17 protein-coding genes are annotated in these 16,176 nt (G+C 30.6%); 7 read left to right on the top strand and 10 right to left on the bottom strand.

What is annotated here, in order from left to right:
• Positions 1–6: 6 nt before the first annotated feature.
• Genes pyrH through rpsB form a run of 3 tightly spaced genes read right to left on the bottom strand, consistent with a single transcriptional unit; the run spans position 7 to position 2,109 of the window.
• On the bottom strand, positions 7–720 hold the full coding sequence (pyrH, locus tag ACP5FO_RS01620) for a UMP kinase (protein WP_428107396.1): 714 nt from the start codon (positions 718–720) through the stop codon (positions 7–9).
• A gap of 3 nt (positions 721–723) precedes the next feature.
• Positions 724–1,320 carry a translation elongation factor Ts gene (gene tsf, locus ACP5FO_RS01615; protein ID WP_428107394.1) on the bottom strand — a complete coding sequence of 199 codons (597 nt, stop codon included), beginning with the start codon at positions 1,318–1,320 and terminating at the stop codon, positions 724–726.
• Positions 1,321–1,323: 3 nt separating this feature from the next.
• Complete coding sequence (rpsB, locus tag ACP5FO_RS01610; RefSeq protein ID WP_428107392.1) at positions 1,324–2,109, bottom strand: 30S ribosomal protein S2; 786 nt, start codon at positions 2,107–2,109, stop codon at positions 1,324–1,326.
• Between the two features lie 226 nt (positions 2,110–2,335).
• Between rpsB and ACP5FO_RS01605 the strand changes: the two genes are divergently transcribed.
• From ACP5FO_RS01605 to murJ, 6 genes are read left to right on the top strand one after another with little or no spacing between them, the layout of a single operon-like run.
• Positions 2,336–4,837, top strand: a complete 2,502-nt coding sequence (locus ACP5FO_RS01605; protein ID WP_428107389.1) for a sugar phosphate nucleotidyltransferase — start codon at positions 2,336–2,338, stop codon at positions 4,835–4,837.
• 13 nt (positions 4,838–4,850) lie between these two features.
• Positions 4,851–6,107, top strand: a complete 1,257-nt coding sequence (gene eno / locus ACP5FO_RS01600; protein ID WP_428107386.1) for a phosphopyruvate hydratase — start codon at positions 4,851–4,853, stop codon at positions 6,105–6,107.
• A complete protein-coding gene (locus ACP5FO_RS01595) occupies positions 6,085–6,366 on the top strand; it encodes a septum formation initiator family protein (RefSeq protein ID WP_428107382.1) in 282 nt (93 codons plus the stop codon). Before eno ends, ACP5FO_RS01595 begins: the two co-directional genes overlap by 23 nt.
• A 3-nt stretch (positions 6,367–6,369) precedes the next feature.
• Positions 6,370–7,017 carry an FAD-dependent thymidylate synthase gene (gene thyX / locus ACP5FO_RS01590; RefSeq protein WP_428107380.1) on the top strand — a complete coding sequence of 216 codons (648 nt, stop codon included), beginning with the start codon at positions 6,370–6,372 and terminating at the stop codon, positions 7,015–7,017.
• Positions 7,014–7,685, top strand: a complete 672-nt coding sequence (rsmI, locus tag ACP5FO_RS01585) for a 16S rRNA (cytidine(1402)-2'-O)-methyltransferase (RefSeq protein WP_428107378.1) — start codon at positions 7,014–7,016, stop codon at positions 7,683–7,685. Before thyX ends, rsmI begins: the two co-directional genes overlap by 4 nt.
• On the top strand, positions 7,678–9,156 hold the full coding sequence (murJ, locus tag ACP5FO_RS01580) for a murein biosynthesis integral membrane protein MurJ (protein ID WP_428107375.1): 1,479 nt from the start codon (positions 7,678–7,680) through the stop codon (positions 9,154–9,156). The genes rsmI and murJ overlap by 8 nt, the downstream gene beginning before the upstream one ends.
• Here murJ and ftsY read toward each other — a convergent pair.
• Genes ftsY through ACP5FO_RS01550 form a run of 6 tightly spaced genes read right to left on the bottom strand, consistent with a single transcriptional unit; the run spans position 9,133 to position 13,999 of the window.
• Positions 9,133–10,026: a signal recognition particle-docking protein FtsY gene (ftsY, locus tag ACP5FO_RS01575; RefSeq protein ID WP_428107372.1), complete on the bottom strand. Its 894-nt coding sequence runs from the start codon at positions 10,024–10,026 to the stop codon at positions 9,133–9,135. The genes murJ and ftsY overlap by 24 nt on opposite strands.
• On the bottom strand, positions 10,023–10,778 hold the full coding sequence (locus ACP5FO_RS01570; protein WP_428107370.1) for an enoyl-CoA hydratase/isomerase family protein: 756 nt from the start codon (positions 10,776–10,778) through the stop codon (positions 10,023–10,025). Before ACP5FO_RS01570 ends, ftsY begins: the two co-directional genes overlap by 4 nt.
• Positions 10,775–11,788, bottom strand: a complete 1,014-nt coding sequence (gene mtnA / locus ACP5FO_RS01565; RefSeq protein ID WP_428107369.1) for an S-methyl-5-thioribose-1-phosphate isomerase — start codon at positions 11,786–11,788, stop codon at positions 10,775–10,777. Before mtnA ends, ACP5FO_RS01570 begins: the two co-directional genes overlap by 4 nt.
• Positions 11,775–12,668, bottom strand: coding sequence for an NAD-dependent epimerase/dehydratase family protein (locus ACP5FO_RS01560; protein ID WP_428107365.1), 894 nt, complete (start codon positions 12,666–12,668; stop codon positions 11,775–11,777). The genes mtnA and ACP5FO_RS01560 overlap by 14 nt, the downstream gene beginning before the upstream one ends.
• Positions 12,665–13,132, bottom strand: coding sequence for a BCAM0308 family protein (locus ACP5FO_RS01555; protein WP_428107361.1), 468 nt, complete (start codon positions 13,130–13,132; stop codon positions 12,665–12,667). Before ACP5FO_RS01555 ends, ACP5FO_RS01560 begins: the two co-directional genes overlap by 4 nt.
• 12 nt (positions 13,133–13,144) lie before the next feature.
• Positions 13,145–13,999 (bottom strand): HDOD domain-containing protein, encoded by an 855-nt coding sequence (locus tag ACP5FO_RS01550; RefSeq protein ID WP_428156919.1) that lies wholly within the window; start codon positions 13,997–13,999, stop codon positions 13,145–13,147.
• Positions 14,000–14,072: 73 nt separating this feature from the next.
• Between ACP5FO_RS01550 and ACP5FO_RS01545 the strand changes: the two genes are divergently transcribed.
• Complete coding sequence (locus ACP5FO_RS01545) at positions 14,073–14,846, top strand: tetratricopeptide repeat protein (protein WP_428107353.1); 774 nt, start codon at positions 14,073–14,075, stop codon at positions 14,844–14,846.
• Here ACP5FO_RS01545 and ACP5FO_RS01540 read toward each other — a convergent pair.
• Positions 14,806–16,176, bottom strand: a 1,371-nt coding sequence (locus tag ACP5FO_RS01540; RefSeq protein WP_428156918.1) for a ComEC/Rec2 family competence protein, incomplete at its 5' end; no start/stop codon positions are given. The two genes, ACP5FO_RS01545 and ACP5FO_RS01540, sit on opposite strands and share 41 nt — an antisense overlap.

Here is a 16,176-nt window from a genome sequence, read left to right as displayed (position 1 = left end):
TCCTCCTTAGCTAACTAAAGTGCCTACCTGTTTGCCTTCTATTATACTTCTTAATATGCCATCTTTATTTATATTCAAAACAATAATTGGCAATTTATACTCCATACACATAGATATTGCAGTTGAGTCCATAACCTTTAGGTTCTGATCAAGCACTTGAATATATGTAATCTTTTCGATTAATTTTGCATTTTCATAAACCATTGGATCTTTATCATAAATACCATCAACTTTTGTAGCTTTAAGTAATACCTGAGCCCCCATTTCCATCGCCCTGAGTGCCGCTGCTGTATCTGTAGTAAAATAGGGGTTTCCGGTACCTGCAACAAATATTACTACCCTGCCCTTTTCTAAGTGCCTCAAAGCCCTTCTTCTAATATATGGCTCAGATATTTGTCTCATTTCTATTGCACTTATAACACGCGTTGGTACATCAAGCTTTTCTAAACTATCTTGCAAAGCCAAGCCATTAATAACGGTAGCAAGCATACCCATATAGTCAGCACTTGCTCTATCCATTCCAAGCGAAGCTCCTTTAATGCCTCTAAAAATATTACCACCACCGATAACAATCGAAACGCTAACACCCAATTCCCATATTTGTTTTATTTCGATCGAAATCTTTTTAATCATTTTGTCGTCTATACCAAAGGGAAGCTCGCCAAGCAAAGCTTCCCCGCTAAGTTTTAACAGAACATTGTTAAAAACTATCTTATCCACTATTTATTCTTCTCCTAATTTAAATCTTGCAAACCTTCTCAACATAATATTTTCACCAAACTTCGCAATAGCATTATTAATTAATTCTTTTACTTTTACCATTTCGTTTTTTACAAATGGTTGATCTAAAACGCATATGTCTTCTAGATATTTATTAATTTTACCTTCTAGTATTTTATCCAATACATTTTCTGGTTTACCGCTTTTTAGTAATTGCTCTTTTTGAAAAGCCTTTTCTTTTTCAATTACATCCTGCGGTACACTTTCTTTGTCAACATAAAGTGGGTTGGTAGCCGCGATATGCATAGCTATATCTTTTGCAAGCTGTGAAAATTCATCTGTATTGGCAACAAAATCTGTCTCACAATTCAGCTCAACCATTACGCCTATTTTGCCACCAGCATGAATATAACTCACGATTTTGCCTTCATTTGCAATTCTAATGGATTTTTTTCTAGCACTTGCAAGGCCCATCTCTCTTAGTTTTTCTATAGCTTTATCCATATTGCCATTTGTTTGTTCAAGAGCCTTCTTGCAGTCCATCATTCCAGCACCGGTTCTTTCCCTTAGCTCTTTAACCAATTGTGCATTTATTTCCATATTCTATATATCCTCCTCTCCACTAAACTCTTCTTCGCTTTCTATTTTTTCGGCAACAGCTTCTTCAAATTTTTCTGTTGCAAGCTTGTCTGCTTCTTCTTTATTTAATCGTTCTCTTCCACGAAGCACAGCATCTTGCATTTTTTGAGCAAGCAAATTTATGGATCTTATTGCATCATCATTACCAGGAATAATATAATCAATAGCATCTGGATCACAATTTGTATCCACAAGCGCAACAACTGGTATTTTTAATTTATTTGCTTCTTTTATAGCAAGTTCTTCTCTTTTTGTGTCAACAGCAATAATTACATCGGGTAACCTTGTTAAATTTTTTATACCTGAAAGGAATTTTTCTAATTTTTCCTTCTTTTTCATTAGAATTTTAGCTTCTTTCTTCGTATATTTATTGATATCTCCGCTTTCTTCAAGATCCGCCAATTTTTTTAGGTTCTCAACACCTTTCTTAACTGTTGAAAAATTAGTTAATAAACCACCAAGCCACTTATAAGTAACATAAGGCATACCACACGCTATCGCAGCTTCTCTAATTTCATCTTGACCTTGTTTTTTTGTGCAAACAAAAAGTATTGTTTTGTTTGCAGCTGCTTGATCTTCTACAAAATCGTATGCTTTTTCAAAGTAATACAATGTCTGCTGTAAATCGATAATATGAATACCTTTTCTAGCAGCAAAAATATAGGGTTTCATTTTAGGGTTCCAACGCTTGGTTTGATGACCAAAGTGAACACCTGCTTCTAAAAGTTCCTTCATCGTAATGTGTGACATACAAACTCCTTAAAATTGGATTTTCCACCACTTACTAATGCACACCAATCTAAAAAGACTCCCAGTGCGCACATAAATCGGCAAGCGTGCGTTTTTTTCGAAAGCGTATCTTATCATAAAGTCTTTTATATTACAATAATAAAATTCTTTAATACCCATGTTTTTTATTTGCAAACTTAAAAGACTTAAGTATAATATAAATAACTCAGCCTAAATGGGGTGAAAAATGAGAACCATATTAATGGCGGGCGGTTTCGGAACAAGGTTAAGGCCGCTTACAATTAAAATACCAAAACCTATGGTACCCATTGCAAATAAACCTATAATGTTTCATGTAATAAATCTGTTAAAACGTCATAAATTTATAAATATTAGTGCATTGTTATTTTTCCAACACGATGTTATAAGAAACTATTTCCAAAACGGTCAGGAGTTTGGTGTAAACTTAAGTTATGTACTACCAGACGAAGATTACGGAACAGCGGGTGCAGTAAAATATTCTATAATAAAAGAAAACATAAATGAACCAATTTTGGTTATAAGTTCAGATATATTGTGTGATTTTGACCTTACAAAAGCACTTGAGTCTCACAAAACAAAAAATGCAAAAGCTACTATTATTTTAACTCATACAAAAGATCCCACATCGTATGGTATAGTTATTACAGATGACAAATCGAATATAGAAAAATTCTTAGAAAAACCATCATGGGGCGAAGTTTTTTCTGATTTGATAAATACCGGCATTTACATATTAGAAAAAGAAGCGTATGATTTCATACCTGAAAATGTTGAATTTGATTTTAGCAAAGATTTATTTCCACTTTTATTAGAAAAAGGTATTAAAATAAATGCATACATAGATAATGGATATTGGAAAGATATTGGAAATATCTCAGAATACTTTAGTGCAAACATGGACTGCCTGGAATCCAAAATACAAATAGACGTGGAAGAAGAAAACATTGAAAACACAAATTTTTTTGTAGGAAAAAACACTAATATAAATTTTACATCTAACTTAGAAGGACATCTCATTATAGGAGAAAATTCTATTGTTGAACCCAAATCAAAAATAAAAAATTCTATAATAGGCAAAAATGTCCGAATTGGTAAAAACTGCAATATAGAAAATTCTATTATTTGGGATAACACTCAAATTGCTCAAGATAGCGAAGTTAGAAATTCTATTATATTGGACAATGTTTCTATAGGAATTCAAACCTTCATAGATGATAATTGCGTAGTTTCAAGCAATGTTAAGATTGGAGACAATGTAATAATTAAACCTAATATTAAAATTTGGCCAAATAAAGAAATTGAATCTGGGGCTATTTTGTCATCGTCACTTATATGGGCAGAAAAATGGTCTTACATGCTATTTGCAAAATATGGCGTGACGGGTTTAGCTAATTTGGAGATCACACCAGAATTTTGCACAAAATTAGGTTCAGCATATGCAACAAGTTTGAAAGAAAAATCCACAGTGGTATGCGGTAGAGATACGCATCCCGTATCAAGACTGCTTAATAGAGCTTTAATGTCTGGCGTTTTATCTTGCGGCGTCAATGTAGAAGACTTAAGTGATACACCGATACCCATTATAAGGTATATTATAAAAACAACAGGTAAATCTGGCGGTTTCTATCTAAGACGCTCACCATTTGATACAGAATTTGTAGATATAAAATTCTTTGATAACAATGGGATGGATATTGTAAGCTCAAAGGAAAAAACAATTGAAAGATTGTTTTTCAGAGAAGATTTTAGAAAATCTTCTATTAATAAAGTTGGCAATTTAAATTTTCCATATCATACAATAGAAAGTTACAACAATTCTATATTAAACAAATTAAACATTGAAAGGATAAAAGAACAAAATCTAAGGGTTGTTATAGATTATTCTTTTGGTAGTGCGTCCAAAATTTTACCAAATATACTTGGCAAAATTGGCATTGAAGTAATCAGTCTAAACGCTTTTATAGAACCAAACAAGACAACCAGAACTAAAGAAGAATTTGAACAAGCTCAAAACACACTATCTATTATTACAAAAAGCACTAATTCACAATTAGGTATTATGCTTGATTCTGGATGTGAAAAAGTTTTTTTGGTTGACAATCATGGCGAAATAATAGACAATGAGAAAGCTGTAAGAGCTCTGATCTTGCTTCAATCTCAACGGCTAAAAAATAAAAAAATTATTTTACCAGTAAATGCATCTTTTATGTGTGAAAAACTTTGTAATGATTTAAACATAGATTTTTACGAGTCTCCATTTACAATGAAAGAGCTTATGTATAATGCTTATAATTTAAAAGCTTATTTTAGTGCAGATGCTAATGGCGGTTTTTTGTTTAGTGATTATCAATATTTCTTTGATGGCATATACTCAACACTAAAGATTCTTGAGCTTCTAAGTTTACAAGACAAAAATATCTCTCAACTTGCAAACATGTACGAATCAACACCAAAAAGCAAGGTTTTAATTCCGTGCCCTTTTGACAAAAAAGGTAGCGTAATGAGAAAGTTGTTTGAAGATACACAAAATACAGATAGACTAACTACCTTTGGTATTAAAATATACCATAAAGATATTGAAGGTTGGGTTTTGCTTTATCCAGAAGAAGATAAGTCTTATTTTGCCATAGAAGCAAATGCAAAAACTCAAAAAGATTTGGAAAATCTTATTGACACTTACAAAGAAATGGTAAAAAAATATATTTAATTTAGGAGGAAACATGAGCGCAATAATTGAAGTTAACGCAATTGAAATTTTAGATTCAAGGGGAAATCCTACCATTAAAACTATCATTAAAACAGAAGATGGTGCTATTGGGAAAGCTGAAATCCCATCTGGAGCATCAACTGGCTCAAAAGAAGCTTTAGAATTAAGGGACAACGATCCACAAAGGTATAATGGCAAGGGTGTACTTCAAGCTGTATCCAATGTAAATGACAGAATAGCTGATGAAATAATTGGGATGGAAGTTTTAGAACAATCAGAAATCGATAATTTATTAATAGAACTTGACGGAACTGAAAACAAATCAAATTTAGGGGCAAATGCAATTTTATCTGTATCGCTTGCTTGTGCAAAAGCAGCAAGTAGAGAGTTAAATATACCCCTTTATAGATACATTGGTGGTCTTGGCGCAAAAACATTACCTATTCCGATGCTAAATATAATAAACGGTGGTGTTCATGCAGACAATAATATTGATTTTCAAGAATACATGATTGTACCTGTTGGTGCACAAAACTTTGCAAGCGCGATGCAAATGGCATCTGAAACCTTTCAAATGCTTAAAAAACTATTAAAAGCTGATGGCCATTCAACAGGTGTTGGCGACGAAGGTGGTTTTGCACCAAATCTCAAGTCAAATGAAGAACCATTGCAATATTTAGTAACAGCAATTGAAAAAGCCGGGTATGTTCCAGGTGAAGACATCGACATTGCACTCGATTTAGCAGCAAGTGAATTTTACAAAGATGGCTTTTATTATGTATCAAACAAAAAAACATCAAGTGATGAACTTATAGATTTGCTCGGAAATTTTATAGAAAATTATCCAATTTTTTCAATTGAAGACCCAATGGCTGAAGACGATTTGGAGGGTTGGTCAAAAATTACACAAGAACTTGGCGAACATATAATGCTTGTCGGAGATGATGTGTTTGTTACAAATGAAAAAATCTTTTCAGAAGGTATAGAAAAAGGTATTGCTAATGCTATTTTGATCAAACTAAATCAAATTGGAACGTTGACTGAAACACTTAATGTAATAAATTTGGCTCAAGAAAATGGGTATAATTATGTAATTTCTCACAGATCCGGCGAAACTAAAGATACTTTTATAGCTGATTTAGCTGTTGCTACAAATTCTGGATTTATAAAAACTGGATCCATTAATAGAGGAGAACGTATCGCAAAATACAATAGATTACTTGAGATTGAACAAGAGTTAAAATCTAATGCGATTTACCCGACTTGGTAAAATTTTAGAAAATGTATTAATAGTAATTTTTATTATTATCATAGGAGTTTTGATAAAAAGCTTCTATGATAATTATTCCAGTTTATCCAATCTAAACCAATTTAAAGGAAAACTGCATGAGAAAATTGATAAGGAAAAAAAAGAAATAAATCATTTAAAGGAAAGCGCAAATGTTACAAATTCTACTATTGAGAAAAAAACTAGAGGTCAATATTACATGCAAAAAGATAATGAAACTGTCATCATATTTAAGAAGTGATTTATGGAAATAAAACTTCTGAATTATACAAAAGACCCTGATGGTATTTGTTTCCAAACAGCAAAAATATGCTACCAGTCAAAATCAAATGACAAAGAAGGCTTGCTGAATAAAATAATTAAAGCAGGTCATTTATCCATTTTAGAACACGCGAGTTTTACTTTTTTAATAAAGGATATAAGTCGCGTTGCTTCGCATCAACTGGTAAGGCATAGAATCGCAAGTTTTACACAACAATCACACAGATACACAAAAGCAACAGGTTTTTTCACACCAGAAAAAATACAACAAGATGCTCAAGCTAAAGAAATTTTTAATGAACTTACAAAAAAAGCACTGTCAGTATACGAAGAACTACTAAATTTAGGCTTACCAAAAGAAGATGCGCGCTATATTTTGCCATGTTCCATTGTGTCTGATATAATAGTGACCATGAATGCACGAGAATTATTACATTTTTTCACATTAAGAACCTGCCAAAAAGCACAAAAAGAAATTCAAGACATAGCTATTGAAATGCTAAAGATCTGCAAAAAAGAAGCTCCGATAATTTTTAAGAATGCAGGGCCACCCTGCACACGCGGTAGATGCTATGAAAGAAAGCCTTGCGAAGACATTAATCAGATAAGGCATTTTTTTGCCGAATTATGAATACAAGTCTTTACGTTGTCTCTACACCAATTGGTAACCTAAAAGATATAACATATAGAGCTGTCGAAATTCTAAACAATGTAGATATTATTTTTGCAGAAAATCCAAGACATTCAAACATATTACTTTCTGCATATAATATAAAAAAAGAACTTATTGCTTATAATGACTATAATTATCAAAGAAAAATACCTCTTGCACTTGATTTAGCAAAAAAAGGTAAAAAAATTGCACTTATCACAGATGCTGGCACACCAACCATACAAGATCCGGGTTATAGAATCGTGAAGACCTTTATAGAAAGTGGTTTTAAAGTAGAACCTATACCAGGACCAAGCGCGATTATTTGTGCATTACAAGCAAGTGGTATATCTACAGATAAATTTATATTTTTAGGCTTTTTACCAAAATCCGGATCAAAGCAATCAAAATTACTTTTAAAATACGATCGTGATGCTACAATAATTATATACGAATCACCAAATAGACTAAAAGAAACGCTTAAAAATATACAACAGACATTAGGCAACAGGTATGTAGTAATAGCACGCGAATTAACAAAAGTATATGAAGAATTTATTCGTGGATACATAGAGGATGTAATAAAAATCATAGAAGAAAAAAAAATAATAGGAGAGTTTGTAGTTTTAATCGAAAAGAATGTTTAAAAATATCAAAACAATAGCGTTCTTTACTATACTATCAAGAGTTTTAGGTTTTATTAGAGATTTTTTAATTACACGTTACTTTGGCGCTGATATCTATACGGATATGTTTTTTGTGGCTTTTAAAATACCAAATCATTTTAGAAGAATATTTGGTGAAGGTGCTGTAAACTCTTCAGTTGTGCCTATTTTATCCAAAATAGATCAAAACAACCCAGAAAAATCAAAAATGGCTATTGGTAATTTAATCTTTGTTTTTGGTACCATACTGTTGATTTTTACTATATTTGGTATTATTTTTTCAAAAGTTTTAATTCTTATATCTGCTCCAGGCTTGCTTGCAAGTCCTCACATTAAAGTGCTTGATTTGCTTGTAAAGATAAATTTTAGCTACATTTTTTTTATTGGCATGGCAATATGCTTTATGGGTATTATGAACAGCTATGACCAATTTGGTATTGGCGCATTTTCACCATCTTTACTAAATATAAGCATGATTGTATCAATGCTGATTTTATATAAATTTATACATCCTCACATTTACACATTGTGCTTTGGTGTGGTGTTTGGCGGTTTATTGCAAATGGTTTTTTCTTACTTTGGAATCAAATGGGGTAAAATTCCATTAAAATATACCTTTAAAATTGAAGACTCCACAAAGCAAATTTTAAAACTCATGTCAGTTACAGCAATCAGCGGGTCTGTATTGCAGATTGGCGACATGATAGATACATTCATAGCAAGTTTTTTAAAAGTAGGTAGCATTTCTTACCTCTATTATGCCAATATTTTGTTTCAGCTTCCATTTGCTATTGTTGTGCTTGCAATTTCGCAAGCCACGCTACCTCAATTAAGCAAGTTAGAAAAACCGAAATTGATAGAAAATACAAACAATCTTTTAAAAATTATCCTAAATTTATCAATACCTATAATGTTATACTTTATTTTTTTTGGAAAAGATTTAATAACCATAATTTTCCAACATGGAAAATTCACGCCGCAAGACAGTGCTAACACAGATATTGCTCTAACTATGTTTATGCTAGGTTTTTTATTTTTTTCTCAATTAAGAATAATCAATAATGCTTTTTATGCAATTAAAGATGTTAAAACACCTCTAAAAGCAGCTATGATAGCAGTTTTGGCAAAACTAATCATTTCGCCAGCATGTGCCTATTTATTCGGTTTTTGGGGTTTAGCTTTGGCATTGAGCTTTGTGGGTCTCGTAAATTTATTAATACTTAATTACTATTTTAAAAGGAAAATAGGTAATATAGACTTTAAAGCAACCAAAGAAAGCGTGATTATTTTTTTTGTTTTGCTAGTTGCCTCTTTAATTTTAAAAAACATAGAATTTAGCAAAATCTATGTTATTGATGCACTATTTAGGTTACTATTATCAACTGTAATATATGCACCGTTTGGTCTATATATAATCAAAAAAGAACTCTTAGACTACAGGATTAAGAAGTGACTCTATAAAGTCTCTTGCTGTAAAAGCTCTCAGATCGTCAATTTTTTCACCCATTCCAATATATCTTATAGGAATTTTCAATTCTTCACTAATTGCAAAAATTATTCCACCTTTTGATGTGCTGTCAAGTTTAGTTAAAACAATACCACTTACATTAACAGCATTGTTAAATTCACGAGCCTGAATAAGGGCGTTTTGGCCAATTGTAGAATCTAATATAAGCAACACTTCATTTGGATAATTGCCCAATTTTGAGATTGATCGTTTAATCTTTTTTACTTCTTCCATTAAATGTTTTTGCGTGTGCAATCTTCCCGCTGTATCAATTAAAACTAAATCATACTCCTTGGCAATGGCCTTATGAACTCCATCGTAGGCTACAGCAGCTGGATCAGTTTTAGGCGTGGGTTTTATAATATCCGCAGAACTATTAAGTGCCCATTCTTCTAACTGTTCTATTGCTGCTGCTCTAAACGTATCTGCTGCTACAAGCAATACACTTTTAGCTCTTTCTGTATAAAGACTTGCAAGTTTTCCAATTGTTGTAGTTTTTCCAGATCCATTTATACCAACAACTAAAATAACAAACGGCTTAAACTTTACATAAAGTGGTTTTTCTACTACCTCAAGCACTCCTAGAAGTATGTTTCTTATGATAAATTCAGCATCCCTAATTGTTCTTACAGATCCACCTAAATTTTTGTTTAATTCTTCAATGATTCTTTGAGATACACTTACACCAAAATCTGATGCAATAAGCAATTCTTCAAGTTGATCTAGATAGTTTTGCGTTACTGGCTTATCTGCTGGCATTACTTTTTCATCGCTAAATCCAGATTTTATTTTTTTAAAAATATCAAAAATACTCATTTTTTCCTCTTTACAAACTTTTCCATTATATTTTGTCTTTTACCAAACATCCACGTATTTGAAAAAATATTCCGTTCTAAAACCATTGCGTCGATATTGTTTTTACCAATAGATTGTTTAACAAGCTTTTTAATAGATTTTATAAGCTCTAAATCTTCCAAAGTAAAATTTTTGCAAAATTTTAGTACTTCTTGAAATATTATTTCTTTATCAAAATAATTGTTAATTAAACCAATATTTAGAGCTTCTTGGGCATATATAGGCTTTGCGCTAAGCAAAAGCTCCAGAGCTTTGGATTTGCCAACAAGGTTTACTAACCTGTAAGTCCCTCCCCAACCTGTAGTTACACCCATTTGCAATTCTTTAAATTGTATATAGCTATCGCTCGATAAAAATCTTATATCAAAACTCAAAATAAACTCAGCACCACCACCTACCGCATTTCCATTTACACAAGCAATTGTTGGTATTTGTAAATTTTCTATTTCGTTTAATAATGAATGCATTGTATAAGACATATCCTGCGCCTTTTCCTTAGAATCTAGTGTGGCAAAGTAATCAATGTCGCCTCCTGAGCAAAAGACACTACCACTAGATTTAACAACTAATGCTTTAATGTAGGTTTTTTTAATGTCTAAAATAATTTGGCTTAATTCGTTCATAAATTCTAAATTGATAGCATTTCTTTTTTGATAGCGATTTAATGTCAAAATACCTATGCTGTCAATATTTTCAAATATGGTGTAACTCATAGCTCAAAATCAGGCCTATATATAAATTTTTCGGTAATTATAGCATCTATTAAATAACTCGGTGTAACGTCGAAGGCAAAATAAAGCGCTTTTGCTCCATCTGGTGCTAAATGAACACCATTAACATTCAATATTTCATTTGAATCTCTAATTTCAATATCAAACTCGCTTAGATTATTGAGACTTCTATCTATTGTAGACTCCGGCGCAGCGACAAAAAATTTTACATTATGCAATTTTGCCAGTTGCGCTAAGCAATAGGTACCTACTTTATTTGCTACATCACCATTTTTTGCAATTCTATCAGCACCAACAATTATACAATCAATTAACTTTTTTTGCATTAAAATGCCGCATGCACTATCATTTACAATTTTATAATTAATATTTTCTTTTGATAGTTCAAAAGCAGTGATTCTACTCCCTTGAAAATATGGCCTTGTTTCATCAACATAAATTTCTTTTACTAAATTCTGTTGTGCTGCGTATTTTATTATTCCAAGAGCTGTACCTATACCACCTGTAGCGAAGCTTCCAGTATTACAATGCGTTAAAATGCGCATTTGCTTATCAAACAACAAAATGCCATTTTGCGCCATCTTATAATCAGCCTTTTTTTGGTCTTCAAAAATACCAAAAGCATTTGCCCTTACCTTTTTAATAATTTTCTCAACAGGTAAAATAGCGTTATCTTTAATAAGGCTTCTTTGACTTTCAATAGCCCACCTTAAATTTATGGCAGTTGGTCTTGTTGTTAGTAAATTTTCATAAGCAAGATTTGATAACTGTTCTAGTTCATCAAAATTGCTTGAACTTTTGATTGCAAGATAATAACCAAATGCAGCTACAATACCAATAAGTGGTGCACCTCTTACAATCATATCTTTTATAGCTATACAAGTATCATTTAAGTTTTCTAATTTAACTTTTCTTATCTGTGGCAAAAACCTCTGGTCTATTACAATAAATTCATCATTATCACTAAATACAAAAGGACTATAACCATCCATTTTCTCTATACCACCTTATGGTTTTATAAATACCATTAAACAAATCATTTTTTATTTCAAATCCAAAATCACGGCGAAATTCACTATTATTACATACCCATAAACGTGCATTAATTTCATTTATTTTATCAAGAAAAATACCACTGTATTTTAAACTAAAAAATATTGAATTTAAAACCACTTTAGAAACTTTTACAATTTTAATTTGTTTTCCCAAATGGTAAGCAATTGTATTTGCAATATTAAAAATATCATAAGGAGTGTTTTCGCATAATGTGTATATTCTTGATAAAACATTGTTTTCATCTAAAGTTAAACTAATTGCTTTTACTAAATCTTCTACATAAATCAAACTTAGTCGCATATCTTTTATAGCAAAAAAAACACCAATAACGTTGGCAAGCTTAATCAATTTATACAACTCTTGCTCATATGGTCCATAAATAACGGGCGGTCTCAAAATTATTAAATTATATTTATCAGAGTTTTTTAACAACTCTAACTCTGCTAGTCTTTTGGAATATCCATAATAAGAAACAGGTTCATTTTTTTCCAATGGGCCTTTTGCTGCAAGTGAGCTAACATATACAATTTTTTTTATTTTATATTTTGCAGCCAAATGACTTAAATTTCTTGCCCCTATAACATTTGTTGTGTAAAAGGCTTTCTTAGAGCCTCTAATTACACCAGCTAAATGTACTACAGCCTCTACGCTGGAAACAGCATTTTTTAATTGATCGATATTTGTAATATCACCTTCAAAATAGTCTATATTGCTAACCTTTCTTCGAGAAAACCCAAAAATATGGTGCCTGGTAGAAAGTTGATTTATTAAATTTTTTCCTACAAAACCGCTTGCGCCAGTAACTAATATTTTCATTTAGTCCAATAAACCTTTGCTACCTTATCATTTTCTTTATATTTAATCTCTAAATCACCCTTAAATGCCCTCTGAATAGCTTTCCCAATAGACACAGCCAAATGTTCAAAAGTAGTATATATATTCAGTTCACTTTCACTTATCTCTTCAATTTTGCCAATTTTTCTCAATGGATTTATATTTTCGCTTTCATTTTCTTTATTCTTCATTAGATTAACAATTTCGTCTTTTTTTGTTTTGATAATATCACTTTTTAAATTTAGGATTCCACCATAATAATTATCCCTAATTCTTTTGCATGCAGGACATATATCTTCAAAATACTCTCCTTTTGGTTTTTCGATTTTCTTCCAGATACCATCAATAAAAACAAGTCCGCAAACTCTGCAAACTGTTGGTTCTTTATATTTCTTGTTTTTAAGATAAAGCCTCTCGTTCCTTTGCGCATAAAGGTTTGTTTTCATAAAAACCTCCATTTAAAAAATTTCTTTTGAAAAATTTATTCTTTTTAAAATTTCTTGTAAAAAACTATCCATATCATCAATATGAATTTTTAAAAAGATAATTGATTCTGTATTTTGCAAAGAAACTTTACGATAAGATTTTACGCGTCCAATTGAAAGCCAATTAACTAAGTAATCAGAGAAATTTACAATCGCAGAAAGTTTGCCAACATTATCTTCAGAAAATGTTTTACTATGATGCAAATATACTGCTTCTACAATCAAATTATCAAAATTCCATAAATTCAACATGACTTTTGCGACATCACAATGACTAAATCCATATACATCTAATTCTGGCTCCAGGCTTAATAAATTTTCGCTTGCATTTACTTTTTCTATTATGGTTTCGTAATTTATTTGTTTACTTTTGTGCATAACTGTTTTTCCAATATCGTGCAATAAGCCAGCCACATAACTGATATTTTCATTAAATAAATTAAATTTAAAGCTTATCATTTGAGAGACAGTTGCAACAGCAACCATATGTTCCCATAAAAACTTATCAAACTCATCATAGTCTTTGAATATTGATCTTGCACTGATGGTTAAAATTAATCTTTTAACACTATCTAATCCAATAATTGATATAGCATGCATAAGATCTGTAACTTTATTTTTTACACCATAAAAAGGAGAATTAGCTAACCTAATAATAGTTGCAGCAATATATGCATCATGAGAGGCTACTCTTGCTAAGTTATAAATACTAACGTTTTCATCATTTAAAAGATTTAGTATTTGATTTGCGGCTTGAGGAAAAGCTTCCAATTGAACTTCCTCTATCATCCCTTGTATAAAAAACTTTTTTTCTTGCCCTAAATTCACTAAATTAACTCCAAAATTAGTAGTTTTATGCTTGCTAATTATACATAATTTCATTATAATTTGCAATTGAAGTATGAAAAAATTTTTATTTGCATTTATTTTATTTGTTAGTTTTACTATAGTTTCTTGCAGCACACTACAATCAGAAACGCCACAAAAACCGTCTGAGAGGATGGCTCAAATATACTATGAAATGGCAAAAAATATTATTGTAAATAAAGATTACTCAAAGCTCTCTGAAGCTTTTACATACCTTGACAAAGCAAAGAACATAGATGCTACAAATCCAAACATTTATTTTGTGTATGCTCTTGCCTATAGACTAAAAAAAGATGACAATACAGCAAAGCAATATTTAGAGAAAACTATTAGTTTGGATAAAAATTACTATGATGCATATAATGAATTAGGTGTAATTTATTTTGATGAAGGCAATTATTCAAAAGCAAAAGAGTTGTTTGATAAACTCATTGATACACTTACTTATCCAAATATCGATGTGGCATATTATAACCGAGCTATTTTGTATTTAACACTAAAAGAAAATGATAAAGCAATAAATGACTTAGAAAGCGCCATAATGTATTCAGATTACAAAAATCCTCTATACTGGCAAAAGCTGATTGAAGTATATTTTTACGAAAAAGATTACCAAAAAGCTCTTATAGCAACTCAAAATATGGAAAGCCATTTAGGCCCATCTGATTACATTCACTACACAAAAGCTTTGTGCTATTATCATTTAGGTTTATTTAGTCAAGCAAAAGATTCTCTATCTAAAATAAACAATCAAGACAATTACTTTACTATTGAGAAAGATTTGCTTTTGAAAAAGATGCAACGCTAATTTTATTTACTATCAATTCAACTAAAGCAATTAAAACAATGTATAAAAGCACCACCACTACATTATTAATAGGGTTTATATGGATTATTTTTGTAAGATTGCTTAGAAAGATCAATATTTGAAAATAAATTTTGATTATAAAATCAAAAAGAATAAAAAATGGCAACTTAAAATAATATGGTAAAAAAGTAAATACAATACCCAAAAACGACATAGGCATTATTAAAAACCCAAAATAAGGATCAAGCATTAGGTTTGAAACAAAACTTGTAGTAGATATATATCTAAAATAATAAACTGTCAGTGGTATTGAAAATACACTCATGCAAAAACTAAAAATAAAAAATGCGTACAATTTTTTTAGTTTTAACCTTTGAACCACATTTGCGAAGTAAATAGCAAAAAATGTCATTACAAAAGATAAAACAAAAGAAATATCACTAAAAATTTCAAAACCATAAAAAATAAAAAATAAAGTTGCAACAAAAAATAATATATTATAAGCATTTTTCTGCCAACCAAATATCATAGATAAAACAAAAAGCATAATCATAATAAATGAACGCACAGCAGGAATCTGTCCACCGCTTATACTAAAATATACCAATGTAGATACAATGCCAAAAATAGATGAAATAATTTTTAAATTATATCTTTGATATATGAATTTTATATTTGAAACAATCTTGAAAAATAAAAAATAAAATATAGCAAAAGCAAAACTCATATGAACACCAGAAACGCTTAAAATATGAATAGTTTGAGTATTTTTAAAATAATCTATAATAGGAGTCATACGTTTTGTATCACCAAAAACTGCGGCTTCTATCAATCTATCATGCGGATCTTTTAAAAAATAATAGTTTTCAGTTATGATTTTCCGTCTAAAATTATCTAGCATATTGCCAGTTGACAAACATTTTGCATAATAAGCAAATCCGTAATAATAAATACCTTTGCTTTTTAAGAAATCTCTAAAATCATCATCTTTTAGCGCATCAATGCTTTTAATTTTAGCATAAAATAGATATTTACCGCTATCATTTATTGTATATTTTTTTGGTACATACAAAAAAACGTTTTTAGAACTTTCGCTTTTAGCAATAACGCTCAAAAATCTACTTTGTTCTTTAACTGCTATTATTTTAGCTTTGAATTCACTATCTTGTTCAAAGTTTTGTGGGGGAGATTCGTTTTTTTTAAAAGCAAAAACCAGAATCACCAAAAATGCAGCCAAAATAATCAGTTTAAACCTAAATATTGCAATTATAAAAACGATAAGGCTAAAAATCAGTAAATAACTGTTTGAAAGAAAAAAATAAACACTTAA

The organism is Desulfurella sp., from assembly GCF_049977265.1.
In the GTDB taxonomy this organism is placed as follows: Bacteria; Campylobacterota_A; Desulfurellia; order Desulfurellales; family Desulfurellaceae; genus Desulfurella.
This window is presented reverse-complemented; position numbering and strand designations above follow the sequence as displayed.